10 protein-coding genes, 2 tRNA genes and 3 rRNA genes are annotated in these 18,722 nt (G+C 41.2%); 6 read left to right on the forward strand and 9 right to left on the reverse strand.

Annotated features, from left to right (window positions below):
- The first annotated feature begins 71 nt into the window (after positions 1 to 71).
- The 3 genes from iclR (at position 72) to PH4a_RS05335 (ending at position 3,803) form a co-directional block, all read left to right on the forward strand.
- On the forward strand, positions 72 to 908 hold the full coding sequence (iclR, locus tag PH4a_RS05325) for a glyoxylate bypass operon transcriptional repressor IclR (RefSeq protein WP_129038322.1): 837 nt from the start codon (positions 72 to 74) through the stop codon (positions 906 to 908).
- Between the two features lie 327 nt (positions 909 to 1,235).
- Positions 1,236 to 3,092, forward strand: coding sequence for a phosphogluconate dehydratase (edd, locus tag PH4a_RS05330; RefSeq protein ID WP_129041817.1), 1,857 nt, complete (start codon positions 1,236 to 1,238; stop codon positions 3,090 to 3,092).
- A 69-nt stretch (positions 3,093 to 3,161) separates the two neighbouring features.
- Positions 3,162 to 3,803, forward strand: coding sequence for a bifunctional 4-hydroxy-2-oxoglutarate aldolase/2-dehydro-3-deoxy-phosphogluconate aldolase (locus tag PH4a_RS05335; protein ID WP_064721304.1), 642 nt, complete (start codon positions 3,162 to 3,164; stop codon positions 3,801 to 3,803).
- 77 nt (positions 3,804 to 3,880) lie between these two features.
- On the opposite strand, the gene aceK is transcribed toward PH4a_RS05335, so the two are convergent.
- The 3 genes from aceK to aceB form a co-directional block, all read right to left on the reverse strand.
- Positions 3,881 to 5,617, reverse strand: a complete 1,737-nt coding sequence (gene aceK / locus PH4a_RS05340) for a bifunctional isocitrate dehydrogenase kinase/phosphatase (RefSeq protein WP_129038324.1) — start codon at positions 5,615 to 5,617, stop codon at positions 3,881 to 3,883.
- A 77-nt stretch (positions 5,618 to 5,694) separates the two neighbouring features.
- Positions 5,695 to 7,002, reverse strand: a complete 1,308-nt coding sequence (aceA, locus tag PH4a_RS05345; RefSeq protein ID WP_129038326.1) for an isocitrate lyase — start codon at positions 7,000 to 7,002, stop codon at positions 5,695 to 5,697.
- Between the two features lie 68 nt (positions 7,003 to 7,070).
- The gene (gene aceB / locus PH4a_RS05350; RefSeq protein ID WP_129038328.1) at positions 7,071 to 8,663 is read right to left on the reverse strand and encodes a malate synthase A; all 1,593 of its coding nucleotides are present in this window, start codon (positions 8,661 to 8,663) and stop codon (positions 7,071 to 7,073) included.
- Positions 8,664 to 9,002: 339 nt separating this feature from the next.
- Between aceB and metA the strand changes: the two genes are divergently transcribed.
- Positions 9,003 to 9,932 (forward strand): homoserine O-acetyltransferase MetA, encoded by a 930-nt coding sequence (metA, locus tag PH4a_RS05355; RefSeq protein ID WP_129038330.1) that lies wholly within the window; start codon positions 9,003 to 9,005, stop codon positions 9,930 to 9,932.
- A 57-nt stretch (positions 9,933 to 9,989) separates the two neighbouring features.
- Here the strand turns inward: metA and PH4a_RS05360 are convergent, their stop codons facing one another.
- Positions 9,990 to 11,093, reverse strand: a complete 1,104-nt coding sequence (locus PH4a_RS05360; RefSeq protein WP_064721300.1) for a glycerol dehydrogenase — start codon at positions 11,091 to 11,093, stop codon at positions 9,990 to 9,992.
- A 264-nt stretch (positions 11,094 to 11,357) separates the two neighbouring features.
- Between PH4a_RS05360 and PH4a_RS05365 the strand changes: the two genes are divergently transcribed.
- Together PH4a_RS05365 and idi are read left to right on the forward strand one after the other, a co-directional pair.
- A complete protein-coding gene (locus PH4a_RS05365) occupies positions 11,358 to 12,002 on the forward strand; it encodes an epoxyqueuosine reductase QueH (protein WP_129038332.1) in 645 nt (214 codons plus the stop codon).
- A 134-nt stretch (positions 12,003 to 12,136) separates the two neighbouring features.
- Complete coding sequence (idi, locus tag PH4a_RS05370; RefSeq protein ID WP_244212936.1) at positions 12,137 to 12,676, forward strand: isopentenyl-diphosphate Delta-isomerase; 540 nt, start codon at positions 12,137 to 12,139, stop codon at positions 12,674 to 12,676.
- Positions 12,677 to 12,811: 135 nt separating this feature from the next.
- On the opposite strand, the gene rrf is transcribed toward idi, so the two are convergent.
- The 5 genes from rrf to PH4a_RS05395 all read right to left on the reverse strand — a co-directional run bounded on the left by rrf (position 12,812) and on the right by PH4a_RS05395 (position 18,205).
- Positions 12,812 to 12,927: ribosomal RNA gene (gene rrf / locus PH4a_RS05375) — 5S ribosomal RNA — on the reverse strand.
- Positions 12,928 to 13,045: 118 nt separating this feature from the next.
- A 23S ribosomal RNA gene (locus PH4a_RS05380) occupies positions 13,046 to 15,949 on the reverse strand.
- A 331-nt stretch (positions 15,950 to 16,280) separates the two neighbouring features.
- Positions 16,281 to 16,356, reverse strand: a tRNA-Ala gene (locus PH4a_RS05385).
- A 158-nt stretch (positions 16,357 to 16,514) separates the two neighbouring features.
- A tRNA-Ile gene (locus PH4a_RS05390) sits at positions 16,515 to 16,591 on the reverse strand.
- 71 nt (positions 16,592 to 16,662) lie between these two features.
- Positions 16,663 to 18,205, reverse strand: a 16S ribosomal RNA gene (locus PH4a_RS05395).
- Together the 16S, 23S and 5S rRNA genes with 2 tRNA genes alongside form the textbook arrangement of a ribosomal RNA operon.
- Between the last annotated feature and the right edge of the window lie 517 nt (positions 18,206 to 18,722).

An 18,722-nucleotide genomic window follows, 5' to 3' on the forward strand; every position in this document is an offset into this window, starting at 1 on the left:
TCAGAGGAGTTTTATTACACTATATAGTTCATAATAGCGCTTAATATGGACAGCATTTCTGGAGTGTAAGCATGACAGTCTCCCCTACAAATAAAAAAGTTCGTAAGACGAAAACACCTGCTACTCAAAGCACTGCACAAGGAGGGCCCGTTCAATCATTAAGTCGTGGTCTAACGTTATTGGAATATATTTCCGAATCTCCTGGTGGTATTGCTTTAACTGATCTTGCTTTCCAAGCTGGATTACCTAATTCAACAACACATCGTTTATTGACTACACTTCAACAACACGGGTTTGTGCGCCAAGTGGGTGATTTAGGGCTTTGGGTTGTAGGCACTCACGCGTTTATTGTTGGTAGTAGTTTTCTGCAAACTCGTAATCTTTTAGTTATGGTACATCCAATTTTGCGCCAGTTAATGGAAGACTCAGGCGAAACCGTTAATTTAGCAATTCTAGATCAAATTGAATTTGATGCGGTTATTGTCGACCAAGTGCAATGTAATGCGTTAATGAGAATGTCGGCACCTATTGGTGGAAAATTACCTATGCATGCATCCGGCGCAGGTAAAGCTTTTCTTTCAACCTTACCAGAAAACAAATTACTGCCATTACTACAGAAAAAAGGGTTAATGGCCTATACCCCTCACACAAGAACCCTACCATCATCATTGAAAGAGAATTTAGAACAAGCTCGCAAACAAGGATTCTCTTTTGATGACGAAGAACATGCATTAGGTTTACGTTGTATTGGTGCCTGTATTTATGATGAACACCACCAGCCTTTTGCCGCAATTTCACTTTCAGGCCCCGTATCACGAATGACTGATTCTCGTATTACTGAATTGGGCGCACTTGTAATTAAAGCGGCTAAACAAATAAGTCGTGAATATGGTGGCGTAAGATATTGATTTTAAATATCTTCCTTATTACTACTAATAATAAAAGTAATAAGGAAGATATACTGCATACTGCTTTTATCCTTATTTGCTTCTTATTATTTATTTTTAATCTTTATCAGCCAATTTTTATTGAATGTTGAAGAACTGTTACGTTTCAGCAAGAAAAAATTGATGTTGATCACAGATGTTACGTTTGCTGCATCAAGAGTATTGCAACTCTATTTGTTACCCGTAACAATGTTACCGGTAACAAAAACTGTAACTAGGGTTTCAAATGATGAGTTGGCGAAATATTTACAAGCTCATCTCCCTTGTGTAAACAAAGGATGCATCACTATGAGCCAGAAAAACCAAGATAATTTTTATGCCAATTTTGCTCCACTCAATGAAATCGTAAAACAAGTTACAGAACGTATCATTGCTCGTTCACAACCTACGCGTCATGCATATCTGCAAAAAATTGAAGCGGCAAAAAGTCAAACCGTACACCGTGCTCAACTCGCTTGTGGGAATTTGGCTCATGGCTTTGCAGCTTGTCAGGCTGACGATAAAAATCGCTTAAAAAATATGGTTCATAATGATATTGCCATTATCACTTCTTACAATGATATGCTTTCCGCTCATAAGCCTTACGGATCTTATCCACAACAAATTAAAGCAGCATTGCACACTGTTGGTGCTGTAGGTCAGGTCGCAGGTGGCGTACCCGCTATGTGTGATGGCGTAACTCAAGGGCAAGATGGAATGGAGTTATCGCTACTTAGTCGCGATGTGATTGCCATGTCAGCGGCGGTGGGTTTATCTCATAATATGTTTGATGGTGCGCTTTATTTAGGGATCTGCGATAAAATCGTTCCTGGCTTAGCAATGGCCGCTCTCTCTTTTGGTCATCTTCCTGCGATTTTTGTTCCTGCCGGTCCAATGACAAGCGGTTTGCCTAATAAAGAAAAAGTGCGTATTCGCCAACTCTATGCCGAAGGAAAGTTAGATCGTGATGCATTGTTAGAAGCGGAAGCGGCATCTTATCATAGCGTGGGTACTTGTACTTTTTATGGCACCGCTAATTCTAATCAAATGGTTATGGAGATGATGGGTTTACATTTACCCGGTGCATCTTTTGTTCACCCTGATACCCCTTTACGTGATGCTTTAACTGAAGCCGCAGCACACCAAATTGTTCGTTTAACAGAAAATTCAGGTAACTATTTACCTATCGGCCATCTTGTTGATGAAAAAGTAATTGTGAATGGCATTATTGCATTACTTTCTACTGGTGGATCAACTAATCTCACCATGCATTTAGTTGCTATGGCTAGAGCCGCAGGCATTATTATTAATTGGGATGATTTTTCTGAGCTCTCTCAAGTTATCCCATTAATTGCTAGAATTTATCCTAATGGCCCAGCTGATATTAATCAGTTCCAAGCTTCAGGCGGTATTGCATTAATTATTCGTGAATTACTAAAAAAAGGGTTAATTCATCGTGATGTAAATACTGTTGCTGGCTTTGGCCTTGAACGCTATACCCAAGAGCCGTGGTTAAATAATGGTCAATTAGCTTGGCGAGAAGGCGCTATCAGTTCTTTAGATAAGAATGTTATAGCTGATATCAATACCCCTTTCTCACCTCACGGCGGTACTCAGGTAATGCAGGGTAATTTGGGTCGAGCTGTAATGAAGACTTCTGCGGTGCCAGACGAAAATAAGATAATAGAGGCACCCGCCGTAGTATTTAATAGTCAGCATGACATTACCACAAAATTTGAAGCGGGAGAGTTAAACAAAGACTGCGTTGTCGTTGTCCGTTATCAGGGTCCCCAAGCTAATGGTATGCCTGAATTGCATAAATTAATGCCACCGTTAGGGGTATTAATGGATAAAGGCTATAAAGTTGCATTAGTCACTGATGGACGCCTTTCAGGCGCTTCAGGAAAAGTGCCAGCAGCGATTCATGTCACTCCTGAAGCTGTTAATGGTGGATTATTAGCAAAAGTATGTGATGGCGATATTATTCGTGTTAATGGTAAAACTGGTGAATTGACCCTACTCGTTGATGAGCAGGAACTTAATTCACGCCGAGAAGTTAGCATTGACCTTAGTACTAATAACATAGGTTGTGGTCGCGAATTATTTGTTAACTTACGCCGCCATTTATCAGGCGCAGAGCAAGGTGCTTGCTGTATCGATTTTTAGTACCTAACGACTTACTAAGAGCGAATGCATACCGTTCGTTCTTCAATCTCTAATTAGGGAATACAAATGATGAATCATTGGAATACAAGTGCAGAATCTGTACTGAAATCAGGGCCTGTTGTTCCTGTTATTGTAATTAATGATATTAAAGATGCTGTACCTGTTGCTAAAGCGCTTGTCGCTGGTGGCGTAAAAGTATTAGAAGTTACACTACGTACAGAGTGCGCAATTGAGGCTATCCGACTTATCGCTAAAGAAGTTCCTGAGGCGATAGTTGGTGCTGGTACGGTTATCAACCCTCAGCAATTAGCTCAAGTTACTGAAGCGGGAGCTCAATTTGCTATTAGCCCAGGTTTAACCGAAGCGTTATTAAAAGCTTCAGTCGCGGGCACTATTCCATTAATTCCAGGTATTTCGACAGTTTCTGAATTAATGTTGGGTATGAGTTACGGTTTAAAAGAGTTTAAATTCTTCCCAGCAGAAGCCAATGGTGGCGTTAAAGCATTAAAAGCCATTGCGGGGCCATTCTCTCAAATTCGTTTTTGTCCAACGGGTGGTATTTCACCAGAGAACTATCGTAACTATCTTGCACTCGAAAGTGTGCTTTGTATTGGTGGTTCGTGGTTAGTCCCTAACGATGCTGTAAAATCGGGCGATTATCAACGTATCACTGAGTTAGCAAAAGAGGCTGTCTCTGGCGCTCAGCGTTAATACTTTTATGATCTAGCGCTCAATGTTGCATTATTAATGTATTTATAAAAAATAGGTGTTCCTCTTACACCTGTTTTTTATTTCTGAATATCCAATGATCCACTATGGCGATAATTAAATCGTTTAGTTTGTGAATAGGCATAAACATCCTCAATATATCCATCTCTAATTCTTTGCTGTTGTTGCTGCCAATAATCGGCTGATAATAGGTCTTGGTGATGCTGTTCAAAATATTGACAAACTTGTTTATCACTACATAAAAAATAACGAAACTCTTCAGGAAAAACATCATTTAAACCAACGCTATACCAAGGTTCACTAGCTAATTCATCTTCAGGATAACGAGCCGGTGGAATTGCTCTAAAATTCATGTCTGTCATATAACTAATTTCATCATAATCGTAAAAAATAACCCGATGGTGACGAGTCACACCAAAATTTTTAAACAGCATATCACCAGGAAAAATATTAGCGGCAATAAGTTCTTTCAATGCTTGACCATAATCTTCGACAACAGCCTGGAGTTGATTACTATCACATTGTTCCATATAAATATTTAATGGTGTCATTCTCCTTTCCATATATAAATGGTGGATCAGCAGCTTATCACCAAGATCTTCTAATTTATTAGGGATCTCTTGTTGAAAGATCGCCATTAATTCAGGACTGATCCGTTTTTTCTCAATAATAAAATTCTCAAACTCTTGAGTATCAGCCATTCTTCCTACACGATCATGTTCTTTAACTAATTGATAGCACTCTTTCACTCGCTCAGCAGTGATCGTTTTTTGAGGAGCAAACTTGTCTTTAATGACTTTAAAAACGCGATCATAAGTTGGTAAGGTAAACACCAACATCACCATACCTTTAACTCCTGGCGCTTCTATAAATTGCTCTGAGGAAAAATTCATAAAGGCAAGATATTCACGGTAATACTCAGTTTTACCGTGTTTTTGGCAGCCAATAGACATATAAAGTTCTGCGATAGATTTTCCTGGTAAAATATCTCGTAACCATGCCACTAGCGCGGAAGGAAATGGGGCATAGACCATAAAATATGAGCGAGCAAATCCAAATACGATACTGGCTTCGTCTGCTGTTGTTAAACAAGTATCAATAACTAATTGTTGCTCAATATTATGAATAGGTAATAAAAATGGTGTGTAGTTTCCATTAACAATAATTTTACCAATCAACCATGCTGCTTTATTTCGATAAAAAAGTTCATTGGCTATTTGAAAAGTTGCACTTTTTAACTGTTGCTCTGAAAACAGAGCAGTAAGCGATTGGCAAATAAAATGAATATCTCTAACTTTATTTTGCCAAGGCAAACGTAAAGGTAAACGGGATACAATATCTTGCAATAATTCTGATAAGTTTGTTTGTATTACAAACTGTTTAGATAATGGCCTTGGCGCATGATTAAAGCGGTATGCAGGTTGAGAAGAAAAAACAAATAGATTTTTTTTATTTAACTCACGATGATGAAATAAGCGACAATAAACTGAGTTAAAAAAACTTTCTGCAATTTCAAAACGGGGATAATTAGGTAATAATTGAGTATATTTTTCTTTCACTTTTTGCAGAAAAAGGCTTTCTTTATCAATATTATGTCGAATACACTTTAATTGCGCCACAACCAAACCAACATGATTATCGTATAAACGAATTCGTTCTTTCATTGCCAGTTGTACACCATGCCAATCTGCCTGCTCAAAACGATATTGAGCACCTGCCGTTATCTCTAGAAAGCGGCCATATTGTGCATCAAAACCTTGTAAAATAGTTTGAGCAATTAAATCTTCTGATGTCATCAAATAACCTCGCAAAAAAGAGGAGCATCCTGCTCCTGAATTATCACCACAAAAGGTATTAACGATATTTAATCAAATTAAAACTGTTGCTCTTCTGTAGAGCCCGTTAATGCGGTTACTGAAGACACCCCTCCTTGAATAATTGTTGTGACTTTATCAAAGTAACCTGTACCAACTTCTTGCTGGTGGGATGCGAAGGTATAACCTTTAGATTGTGATGTGAACTCTTTTTCCTGCACTTTTTCTACATAGTGTTTCATTCCTTCACCTTGAGCATAGTCATGAGCTAAATCAAACATGTTGAACCACATGCTATGAATACCTGCCAAGGTAATAAACTGGAATTTATAACCCATTGCAGAAAGCTCGTCTTGGAAATGAGCAATAGTGTGATCATCTAAATTCTTCTTCCAGTTAAAAGAAGGTGAACAGTTATAAGCCAACATCTTACCCGGATATTTATCATGAATAGCTTCAGCGAATTTAGCCGCCATTTTCAGATCTGGTGTTGATGTTTCACACCACACTAAATCGGCATAAGGAGCATAAGCAAGACCACGACTAATAGCTTGATCAATACCAGCATGAGTACAGAAAAAACCTTCTGATGTACGTTTCCCTGTTAAGAAGGCGCTATCGTAAGGGTCACAATCAGACGTTAATAAATCAGCAGCATCAGCATCTGTTCTTGCAACTAATAGAGTAGGTACATCAGAGATATCTGCCGCCAATCTTGCTGCAACCAATTTCTGTACAGCCTCTTGAGTAGGAACCAAAACTTTTCCTCCCATATGACCACATTTTTTTACTGCGGCGAGCTGATCTTCAAAGTGAACACCTGCAGCACCTGCTTCAATCATCGCTTTCATTAATTCAAATGCGTTAAGCACGCCACCAAAACCAGCTTCTGCATCAGCAACGATAGGTAAAAAGAAATCAATATAGTCTTTATGTTGAGGCCCAATACCATTAGACCATTGAATTTGATCTGCTCGTCTAAAGGTATTATTAATACGCTGCACAACATTAGGCACTGAATCAACAGGATATAAAGATTGGTCTGGATACATACTTGCGGCAGTATTTGCATCAGCTGCTACTTGCCAACCTGAAAGATAAACTGCTTCTAATCCAGCTTTAGCTTGTTGTAGTGCTTGCCCTCCCGTTAATGCGCCGAGTGCATTTACATAACCTTTTTTCGATTTTCCATTTAATGATGACCAAAGCCTTTGTGCGCCGCGTCGTGCTAAGGTATGTTCTGGGTTAACTGAACCTCGTAGCTTAATCACATCTTCAGCGCTATAAGGTCGAGTAATTCCTTTCCAGCGAGATTGTCCCCACTCTTTCTCTAATTGGGCAATTTGCTCTGATCTACTAATAGTCATAAAAACAGCTCCTATAAATACGGTAGTGATGGTGTTTGCAGTTTATAAATACGTTTTACGTATCTTTTTTAATTTAAAAGTTGGTAACCCGGTAAGGTCAGAAAATCGACCAATTCATCTTGGGTTGTAATATCGTCCATCAATACAGCAGCTTCTTTGAAGCGTCCTGATAAAAAACGTTCCTCACCTAATTCTTGGCGAATCACATCAAGCTCTTCTGTTAGCATTGTGCGAAATAGCGCTTTGGTAACAACTTGTCCATCAGATAATGTTTTCTGATGACGGATCCACTGCCAAATAGAAGTTCGTGATATTTCGGCCGTAGCTGCATCTTCCATTAGGCCGTAAATAGGGACACAGCCATTTCCTGAGATCCAAGCCTCGATATATTGCACAGCGACACGAATATTTGCTCTCATGCCCTTTTCAGTTCTCTCACCAGTACAAGGAGCAAGTAACATTTCAGCCGTAATTTTGTCATTGCGCTGTACATCTAACTGATTTAAACGATCCCCTAATACTGCATCAAAAGCGGCTAAAACTGTTTCAGCAAGCCCTGGATGTGCTATCCAGGTACCATCGTGTCCATTGCTTGCTTCAAGCTCTTTATCGTCATAAACCTTTTGTAAGATCGCACCATTTTGCTCAGGATCTCGACTTGGAATAAAAGCCGACATCCCTCCCATAGCAAAAGCACCGCGCTTATGACAGGTTTGAATTAATAGACGGGAATAAGCACTTAAAAATGGTTGGGTCATTGTGATACCTTGTCGGTCAGGCAACACTCGATCTGGGTGGTTTTTTAATGTCTTGATATAACTAAAGATATAATCCCAGCGACCACAATTAAGACCCACAATATGCTCTTTCATATGAAATAAAATCTCTTCCATCTGAAATACTGCAGGTAGCGTTTCAATTAATACTGTTGCTTTAATTGTACCAATTGCTAAACCAAAACGTTTTTCTGTAAAATGGAAAACATCACTCCACCACTTAGCTTCTTGCCATGTTTGCAATTTAGGAAGGTAAAAATAAGGGCCACTTCCTTTTGCTAATAACGCCTTGTAGTTATGGGAGAAATAAAGAGCAAAATCAAACAAACAACCAGCAATAGGCTCGCCTTTCCATAACACATGTTTTTCTGGCAAATGTAACCCTCTTACACGCGTAATAAGTACGGCAGGTGAATCTTTTAACTGATAGCATTTACCTTGTTCATTGGTATAAGAAATAGTGCCTTTAACTGCATCTCGTAAATTAACTTGCCCATCAATAACTTTTTCCCATGTTGGTGCTAGTGAATCTTCAAAATCAGCCATAAATACTTTTACATTAGCATTTAACGCATTAATGACCATTTTGCGATCAACTGGCCCTGTGATTTCTACGCGCCGGTCTTGTAGATCCTTGGGAATTGAATTTACTTTCCATTCTGAATTGATAATGGAATTAGATTCCGAAATAAAATTAGGAAGAAAACCATTATCAACTTTATGTTTCCAGTTATTCCTTTCATTTAATAAAGCCTCCCTTCTCCCAGAAAAATGATTCACCAAATCTGTCAAAAGCTGCTTAACATCATGATTTATGATATCTTTATCTTGCTTACAAAAAGGCTGAGTAAAACTTAATTCTTCTGTTACTAATGTTTGTGACATTTTGCATTCCCCTAAAATCTTTTGCACACCAGATTAAGATTAATGCAGTTTTTACAAAAATCAAAAATGAATTCCATTTTTATTTAAAAAACTTTTAACAATGTGATTACATCAGCGTTTTTTTATTGTACAAATTTGAGTGTTGCAGTAATTACTCGAGGATCATTGAGCAGATGAAATATTGAACGATTAAATCTCAATTTAATTGCTGATTTTACCTATATAACTTTTACTTATATGAATATTCTTCATTAACAATATGAAGACCTCGACATTATAGAGGTTATTAGCTAAATTTAGGCTTCTAGATGTCTAGATGTTTTAGTAGAGGTTGTTGAAATGCCAATTAGAGTACCTGATGAACTCCCTGCAGTGAGTTGTTTACAAAAAGAGAATGTGTTTGTAATGCCATCTAGTCGAGCAAGTATTCAAGATATTCGCCCGCTAAAAGTGCTATTACTTAACTTGATGCCAAAGAAAATAGAGACCGAAAATCAATTTTTACGCTTACTCTCGAACAGCCCTCTTCAAATAGATATTCAATTATTACGTATCGACGATCGTGTTCCTAAAAATACCCCCGTAGAGCACCTTGATACTTTTTATTGTGATTTTGAGCAAATTAAAACACAAAATTTTGATGGGCTTATCGTTACAGGTGCACCATTAGGATTGGTTGAGTTTGAAGACGTTGCTTATTGGAATGAAATTAGTGAAGTGATTAATTGGGCAAAGGAGCATGTTACATCAACTCTCTTTATTTGTTGGGCAGCACAAGCTGGACTGAATATTTTATATGACTTACCTAAATACACCTTAAAAAAGAAAATCTCAGGAGTATATAGTCACACAACTTGTGATCCATTAGCGCTGTTAACACGCGGATTTGACGAAACATTTTTTGCACCACATTCTCGCCATGCTGGATTCCCAATAGATATTATTAAGAAAAACACAGACTTAGAAATCCTTGCAACTTCTGAAGATGCCGGCGCTTACCTCTTTGCTTCAAAAGATAAAAGACTCGTATTTGCTACAGGCCATCCTGAATATGATCCAAATACGCTCGCTGATGAGTATCACCGAGATGTAAAAGCAGGTCTTGAACCTCAACTACCTGAAAACTATTTTCCTCATAACAACCCAGATAAAAAACCTATTGTATCATGGCGTAGTCACGGACATCTGCTCTTTGCTAATTGGCTCAATTACTACGTTTATCAAATTACGCCGTTTGATCTTGCTGAAATGAATCCGACACTCGAATAAACAAAAAACCCCAAAAATAAATTTGGGGTTTGATATCACAAATAGACTTATTTAATATTATTTGTAACGATGAGCCAAAGCATTAGCTGCGATCATTGCATTATAAACGTCATTTTCAGTGATCTTCATTGGCATATTCCCCATGGTGTCACCTTCTGCACAAGCAATTTTTGCTACCATACGCCATTCACTCTCAATAAATTCTTTCATTCCCATATCTTCAAGTGTTAATGGCAGTTCAGCTGCTTTAATAATACGGATAACTTCATCTATCTCTTCTTGCGGGGCATTTTCCAGTACTAACTGAGTTAATAAGCCAAAAACAACTTTTTCACCATGCTGAACATGATGCAGTGATTCAACTGCAGACATACCATTATTAACTGCGTGAGCAGCTGCTAACCCACCGGCTTCTGCACCAACACCACTAAGATAGATTGTTGCTTCAATGGTTTCTTCCAGTGCAGGAGTTGTAATTTTATGACGAATAGCATCCATTGCTTTATCGATATTCTCGCTCAATACTTCAAAACACAACTGTGCAAGTCCAAGCCCCGTACGTGATGGACGTTGATTAACTAAGTTCAGGCCATCAGCTTGGTAACAAGCACGAGCTTCAAAATAAGTTGCTAACGCATCACCCACGCCCGCAGAAAAAAAGCGTTGCGGGGCAGAAGCAATAATAGCCGTATCTGCAATCACGACATCTGGATTTTGTGGTAAGAAGAGGTATTTATCAAACTCACCATTTTCTTTATAAAGAACAGAAAGAGCCGTACAAGGTGCATCTGTAGAAGCGATAGTAGGAAATAAAATAACAGGAATATGCTGATAATAAGCAACTGCTTTAGCGACATCTAAAGTTTTACCACCGCCAATACCAATAATAACATTTGCTTTATTGCTAATAGCTAATTGCCCAAGTCGATTAACTTCTACTTCTGTACACTCATAATTAAATTTTTCAACAAGTGCAGATAAACCGCTTTCTTTAAGTGAAGGGATAGCTTCTTTATTTACTTTATCTAAGAAAAATTCATCACTAATGATAAAAGCATTATCACCAAAATCTTTAACGTATTTTCCGACAGAGCTAAGTAATTGACTGCCAATAAAGAATTTTTTTGGTGAAGTGACAGAGCGAGGTAATATAGACGACATAACTAAATTCCTTTATTTTAGATTTTGCTACAAACAAATAGTAGCAGAATTAGTATTTCATCTTACCTCTCATCAGAATATGAATCTAGTAAACTCTCTGATAGATATTATCAATCTAGTCATAGTTATGATTTTAATTTAGTTTATCTAAAACAATAAGTTAGTTTTAGATAATTAAAAATAAAATAGGCAGAAAAACTACGCGCTATTACTTATAATAAAATAATAATATATTTATATTAAAAAATCAGTTTAGGAATATCAATGACACTTATAAGAGAAAAGCTCACATTACCTGCGAATGAAACTAAACTATTATTACATTCATGCTGTGCACCTTGCTCTGGTGAAGTTATGGAAGCATTACAGGCTTCGGGCATTGAATATACTGTCTTTTTTTATAATCCTAATATTCACCCTCAGAAAGAATATCTAATACGTAAAGAGGAAAATATTCGTTTCGCTAAGAAACATAATATTCCTTTTGTTGATGCAGATTATGATACTGATAATTGGTTTGAACGCGCAAAAGGAATGGAAAAAGAACCCGAGCGTGGAATACGCTGCACAATGTGCTTTGATATGCGCTTTGAAAGAACTGCACTTTATGCTGCCGAAAATGGTTTTTCTGTTATTTCAAGCTCGCTAGGTATTTCACGTTGGAAGGATATGAATCAAATTAATGATTGCGGAAAGCGAGCGGCAGCACCATATCCAAATATGATTTATTGGGAATATAACTGGCGTAAAAAAGGGGGAGCAGCTCGAATGATAGAAATTAGTAAGAGAGAACAATTTTATCAACAAGAATACTGTGGTTGTATTTATTCATTACGAGATACAAATAAATATCGCAAGTCTCAGGGACGAGAGTTAATTAAGATTGGTGTTCAATACTATACGCCATAAAAACTCAATAATATAAAATAAGGCATCATAAATTTGTGATGCTGTAAAAAGTACAATGCAATAAATCGTTATTTGATATACAGACATGTTATATTCCCACTATAACTGCATATTATTTTACTAAGGTGATTTTTGTGGAAGACGCTGTCGTTCTTGTAGATAAAAATGATAATGAGCTTGGCACAATGCCTAAATTAGAAGCTCATATTATAGGCGCCTTACATCGAGCCTTTTCATTGTTTATTTTCAATTCGAAAAAACAACTACTTATTCAGCAAAGAGCTATTACTAAATATCACTCAGGAAGTTTATGGGCAAATACATGCTGTAGCCATCCTCGCCCTAATGAATTACTTTCACAAGCAATTCATCGACGCTTAGATGAAGAATTAGGAATGCAGTGTAATGAAATTCGAACCATTGGCACAGTTCTATATAATGAAAAAGTGACAGATAATCTGATAGAACATGAATTTGATCATTTATACCTTGGTTTCACTGATCAAACTCCTCAGTGTAATCCGAATGAAGTAATGAATTATCGTTGGATATCTCTCGATTCTCTTTATCAAGATATTGAACAAAACCCCTCTGATTACAGTGTATGGTTTTGCTATATATTAAAACATATGGGATTTAATCAATTTACACGTTGGAGCCAAGGTATTATTTAATAATTATCTTTAAATAAATTATAAAATAATCCAAGATTGCAGAGTGATAACGATTATTTCTCACTTTTTAAAAAATACTAAAATTTAAACGCAAAAAAGCCAACCCAGTGGGTTGGCTTTCTCGTCTTATTTAATGCCTGGCAGTTCCCTACTCTCACATGGGGAGACCCCACACTACCATCGGCGCTACAACGTTTCACTTCTGAGTTCGGCATGGGATCAGGTGGGACCGCTGCGCTATGGCCGCCAAGCAAATTCTGTTATTACCCGTTACGCCAATCTCTCCACGTAACCAGTAATTCAATCTTAAAACAAGCTTACTTTATTGATGTTAGTCTCTTCTCTCAGACAAAACACCTTCGGTGTTGTCAGGTTAAGCCTCACGGTTCATTAGTACTGGTTAGCTCAACGTATCGCTACGCTTACACACCCAGCCTATCAACGTCTTAGTCTTAAACGTTCCTTTAGGTCACTCAAGGTGACAGGGAAGACTCATCTCGAGGCAAGTTTCCCGCTTAGATGCTTTCAGCGGTTATCTCTTCCGCACTTAGCTACCGGGCAATGCCATTGGCATGACAACCCGAACACCAGTGGTGCGTTCACTCCGGTCCTCTCGTACTAGGAGCAACCCCTCTCAATCTTCCAACGCCCACGGCAGATAGGGACCGAACTGTCTCACGACGTTCTAAACCCAGCTCGCGTACCACTTTAAATGGCGAACAGCCATACCCTTGGGACCTACTTCAGCCCCAGGATGTGATGAGCCGACATCGAGGTGCCAAACACCGCCGTCGATATGAACTCTTGGGCGGTATCAGCCTGTTATCCCCGGAGTACCTTTTATCCGTTGAGCGATGGCCCTTCCATTCAGAACCACCGGATCACTAAGACCTACTTTCGTACCTGCTCGAGCCGTCACTCTCACAGTCAAGCTGGCTTATGCCTTTGCACTAACCGCATGATGTCCGACCATGCTTAGCCAACCTTCGTGCTCCTCCGTTACTCTTTAGGAGGAGACCGCCCCAGTCAAACTACCCACCAGACACGGTCCCCGATCCAGATTATGGACCTAGGTTAGAACATCAAACGTTAAAGGGTGGTATTTCAAGGTTGACTCCATGCAGACTGGCGTCCACACTTCAAAGTCTCCCACCTATCCTACACATCAAGGCTCAATGTTCAGTGTCAAGCTATAGTAAAGGTTCACGGGGTCTTTCCGTCTTGCCGCGGGTACACTGCATCTTCACAGCGAGTTCAATTTCACTGAGTCTCGGGTGGAGACAGCCTGGCCATCATTACGCCATTCGTGCAGGTCGGAACTTACCCGACAAGGAATTTCGCTACCTTAGGACCGTTATAGTTACGGCCGCCGTTTACTGGGGCTTCGATCAAGAGCTTCTCCCTAAGGATAACCCCATCAATTAACCTTCCAGCACCGGGCAGGCGTCACACCGTATACGTCCACTTTCGTGTTTGCACAGTGCTGTGTTTTTAATAAACAGTTGCAGCCAGCTGGTATCTTCGACTGGCTTCGGCTCCGTCCGCAGGGACTTCACTTACCGCCAGCGTGCCTTCTCCCGAAGTTACGGCACCATTTTGCCTAGTTCCTTCACCCGAGTTCTCTCAAGCGCCTGAGTATTCTCTACCTGACCACCTGTGTCGGTTTGGGGTACGATTGTTGGTAACCTGAAGCTTAGAGGCTTTTCCTGGAAGCAGGGCATCAATTGCTTCACCACCTTAGTGGTTCGTCATCACACCTCAGCATTAAGTGACCGGATTTGCCTAATCACTCTGCCTACATGCTTGAACCGGGACGACCGTCGCCCGGACAACCTAGCCTTCTCCGTTCCCCCATCGCAGTTACCACCAGTACGGGAATATTAACCCGTTTCCCATCGACTACGCTTTTCAGCCTCGCCTTAGGGGTCGACTCACCCTGCCCCGATTAACGTTGGACAGGAACCCTTGGTCTTCCGGCGTGCGGGTTTTTCACCCGCATTATCGTTACTTATGTCAGCATTCGCACTTCTGATACCTCCAGCATGCCTCACAGCACACCTTCGCAGGCTTACAGAACGCTCCCCTACCCAACAACACCTAAGTGTCGCTGCCGCAGCTTCGGTGCATGGTTTAGCCCCGTTACATCTTCCGCGCGGGCCGACTCGACCAGTGAGCTATTACGCTTTCTTTAAATGATGGCTGCTTCTAAGCCAACATCCTGGCTGTCTGAGCCTTCCCACTTCGTTTCCCACTTAACCATGACTTTGGGACCTTAGCTGGCGGTCTGGGTTGTTTCCCTCTTCACGACGGACGTTAGCACCCGCCGTGTGTCTCCCGTGATAACATTCTTCGGTATTCGCAGTTTGCATCGAGTTGGTAAGTCGGGATGACCCCCTAGTCGAAACAGTGCTCTACCCCCGAAGATGAGTTCACGAGGCGCTACCTAAATAGCTTTCGGGGAGAACCAGCTATCTCCCGGTTTGATTGGCCTTTCACCCCCATCCACAAGTCATCCGCTAATTTTTCAACATTAGTCGGTTCGGTCCTCCAGTTAGTGTTACCCAACCTTCAACCTGCCCATGGATAGATCACCGGGTTTCGGGTCTATACCCTGCAACTCATTCGCCCAGTTAAGACTCGGTTTCCCTACGGCTCCCCTATACGGTTAACCTTGCTACAGAATATAAGTCGCTGACCCATTATACAAAAGGTACGCAGTCACCCCATAAAAGAGGCTCCTACTGCTTGTACGTACACGGTTTCAGGTTCTTTTTCACTCCCCTCGCCGGGGTTCTTTTCGCCTTTCCCTCACGGTACTGGTTCACTATCGGTCAATCAGGAGTATTTAGCCTTGGAGGATGGTCCCCCCATATTCAGACAGGATAACACGTGTCCCGCCCTACTCGTCGAGTTCACAATAACAACATCTTCAGATACGGGGCTATCACCCTTTACTGCCGGACTTTCCAGACCGTTCTCCTGATGCTGCTATTGATTAAGACTCTGGGCTGTTCCCCGTTCGCTCGCCGCTACTAGGGGAATCTCGGTTGATTTCTTTTCCTCGGGGTACTGAGATGTTTCAGTTCTCCCGGTTCGCTTCATTACGCTATGTATTCACGTAATGATAATATCCATTGGATATTGGGTTTCCCCATTCGGAAATCGTCGGTTATAACGGTTCATATCACCTTACCGACGCTTATCGCAGATTAGCACGTCCTTCATCGCCTCTGATTGCCTAGGCATCCACCGTGTACGCTTATTCGCTTAACCTCACAACCCGAAGGTGTCTTTTTCGAAGATAATCTTGGTGGTGATGGCTGTGCAGATTACATTTCGTCGTTGGGCAGTGCTCGCCATGCTCACATACTTATGTATGTTGCGCTGGCTGCGCGCTGTCCGCCTCGAACTGTAAATTGCTCGCGCATCCCACTTTGATGTCAAAAACACATTCAAAGTTTGAGATTTTGAGAGACTCATCAATATACCTCGGTGATATATTGATTTGTTTTCAATTTTTCAGCTTGTTCCAGATTGTTAAAGAGCAAAATAATTCGCAGTATACTATTGCTAATATACTCTGAATTATATTTTAAAGAGATTATGGTGGAGCTAAGCGGGATCGAACCGCTGACCTCCTGCGTGCAAGGCAGGCGCTCTCCCAGCTGAGCTATAGCCCCATAATGCAATGTTAATACCGATTTCGTTACTCAGGTTTCTTTCTTATTGGAAACGTTCCGCTAAGCAAGAATTGAGCCAATCGCAGTGAAACAAGGCGTGGAGTCACGAAGTTTACATCAGTAAACGAGTGATTTCACAACGCAGTATCAATACGATTTGGTAGGCCTGAGTGGACTTGAACCACCGACCTCACCCTTATCAGGGGTGCGCTCTAACCACCTGAGCTACAAGCCTATACCGGTATTTCTGCTCGTTCTTCATCAGACAATCTGTGTGAGCACTACACATAACACGTATCTCTTAGGTAAGGAGGTGATCCAACCGCAGGTTCCCCTACGGTTACCTTGTTACGACTTCACCCCAGTCATGAATCACAAAGTGGTAAGCGCCCTCCCGAAGGTTAAGCTACCTACTTCTTTTGCAACCCACTCCCATGGTGTGACGGGCGGTGTGTACAAGGCCCGGGAACGTATTCACCGTAGCATTCTGATCTACGATTACTAGCGATTCCGACTTCATGGAGTCGAGTTGCAGACTCCAATCCGGACTACGACAGACTTTATGAGTTCCGCTTGCTCTCGCGAGGTCGCTTCTCTTTGTATCTGCCATTGTAGCACGTGTGTAGCCCTACTCGTAAGGGCCATGATGACTTGACGTCATCCCCACCTTCCTCCGGTTTATCACCGGCAGTCTCCTTTGAGTTCCCGCCATTACGCGCTGGCAACAAAGGATAAGGGTTGCGCTCGTTGCGGGACTTAACCCAACATTTCACAACACGAGCTGACGACAGCCATGCAGCACCTGTCTCAGAGTTCCCGAAGGCACTCCTCTATCTCTAAAGGATTCTCTGGATGTCAAGAGTAGGTAAGGTTCTTCGCGTTGCATCGAATTAAACCACATGCTCCACCGCTTGTGCGGGCCCCCGTCAATTCATTTGAGTTTTAACCTTGCGGCCGTACTCCCCAGGCGGTCGATTTAACGCGTTAGCTCCGGAAGCCACGCCTCAAGGGCACAACCTCCAAATCGACATCGTTTACAGCGTGGACTACCAGGGTATCTAATCCTGTTTGCTCCCCACGCTTTCGCACCTGAGCGTCAGTCTTTGTCCAGGGGGCCGCCTTCGCCACCGGTATTCCTCCACATCTCTACGCATTTCACCGCTACACGTGGAATTCTACCCCCCTCTACAAGACTCTAGCCAACCAGTTTCAGATGCAATTCCCAAGTTAAGCTCGGGGCTTTCACATCTGACTTAATTGACCGCCTGCGTGCGCTTTACGCCCAGTAATTCCGATTAACGCTTGCACCCTCCGTATTACCGCGGCTGCTGGCACGGAGTTAGCCGGTGCTTCTTCTGCGGGTAACGTCAATTGCTAAGAGTATTAATCTTAACACCTTCCTCCCCGCTGAAAGTACTTTACAACCCTAAGGCCTTCTTCATACACGCGGCATGGCTGCATCAGGCTTGCGCCCATTGTGCAATATTCCCCACTGCTGCCTCCCGTAGGAGTCTGGGCCGTGTCTCAGTCCCAGTGTGGCTGATCATCCTCTCAGACCAGCTAGAGATCGTCGCCTAGGTGAGCCATTACCTCACCTACTAGCTAATCCCATATGGGTTCATCCGATAGCGCAAGGTCCGAAGAGCCCCTGCTTTGGTCCGTAGACGTCATGCGGTATTAGCTACCGTTTCCAGTAGTTATCCCCCTCTATCGGGCAGATCCCCATACATTACTCACCCGTCCGCCGCTCGTCAGCAAGAAAGCAAGCTTTCCTCTGTTACCGCTCGACTTGCATGTGTTAGGCCTGCCGCCAGCGTTCAATCTGAGCCATGATCAAACTCTTCAATTAAAAGTGTTTGATGCTCAAAGAAATCGAATACTTAGCTTCATTCATAAATGAATTTTACTTTTGTAAACACTCTTTAAGACTTATATACATCTAAATATTTTAGAAGATATCGTCTCTGTGAGTGCCCACACAGATTGTCTGATAATTTGTTAAAGAGCAGTTCAACATTCGCTGCCGTTTCCGGTCTTCTGCGTTGTTGCGAGGAGGTGCATTCTACATCTTCCTCATTCAGTGTCAAGCGTTATTTTATAAGGCTTTTCACTTTATTTTTTGTTCTCTCGGCTAACTCACTTAGCGTGGTTTGCCGTGACAACGAGGACGCATTATAGGGAGTTTTCTGAGGCTGGCAATAGTTTTTTTAAGAAAAAAAATCGTTTGCTTAATTCCACAGCAAAACCCCCACTTATACCACTTTATCAACAAATTTATCCACAGACTGATATTCCATTCAAATTTCGAATGCCAAACGCAAACGATTGCGTTATTATGCGCACTAAATAAGTTAGATTGATTTTGT

It is taken from the genome of Proteus hauseri (genome assembly GCF_004116975.1).
In the GTDB taxonomy this organism is placed as follows: domain Bacteria; phylum Pseudomonadota; class Gammaproteobacteria; order Enterobacterales; family Enterobacteriaceae; genus Proteus; species Proteus hauseri.

Bases quoted from the DNA above. Each gene is read 5' to 3' on its own strand.
- iclR (WP_129038322.1), top strand. From the start codon at position 72: ATGACAGTCTCCCCTACAAATAAAAAAGTTCGTAAGACGAAAACACCT.
- edd (WP_129041817.1), top strand. From the start codon at position 1,236: ATGAGCCAGAAAAACCAAGATAATTTTTATGCCAATTTTGCTCCACTC.
- PH4a_RS05335 (WP_064721304.1), top strand. From the start codon at position 3,162: ATGAATCATTGGAATACAAGTGCAGAATCTGTACTGAAATCAGGGCCT.
- aceK (WP_129038324.1), bottom strand. From the start codon at position 5,617: ATGACATCAGAAGATTTAATTGCTCAAACTATTTTACAAGGTTTTGAT.
- aceA (WP_129038326.1), bottom strand. From the start codon at position 7,002: ATGACTATTAGTAGATCAGAGCAAATTGCCCAATTAGAGAAAGAGTGG.
- aceB (WP_129038328.1), bottom strand. From the start codon at position 8,663: ATGTCACAAACATTAGTAACAGAAGAATTAAGTTTTACTCAGCCTTTT.
- metA (WP_129038330.1), top strand. From the start codon at position 9,003: ATGCCAATTAGAGTACCTGATGAACTCCCTGCAGTGAGTTGTTTACAA.
- PH4a_RS05360 (WP_064721300.1), bottom strand. From the start codon at position 11,093: ATGTCGTCTATATTACCTCGCTCTGTCACTTCACCAAAAAAATTCTTT.
- PH4a_RS05365 (WP_129038332.1), top strand. From the start codon at position 11,358: ATGACACTTATAAGAGAAAAGCTCACATTACCTGCGAATGAAACTAAA.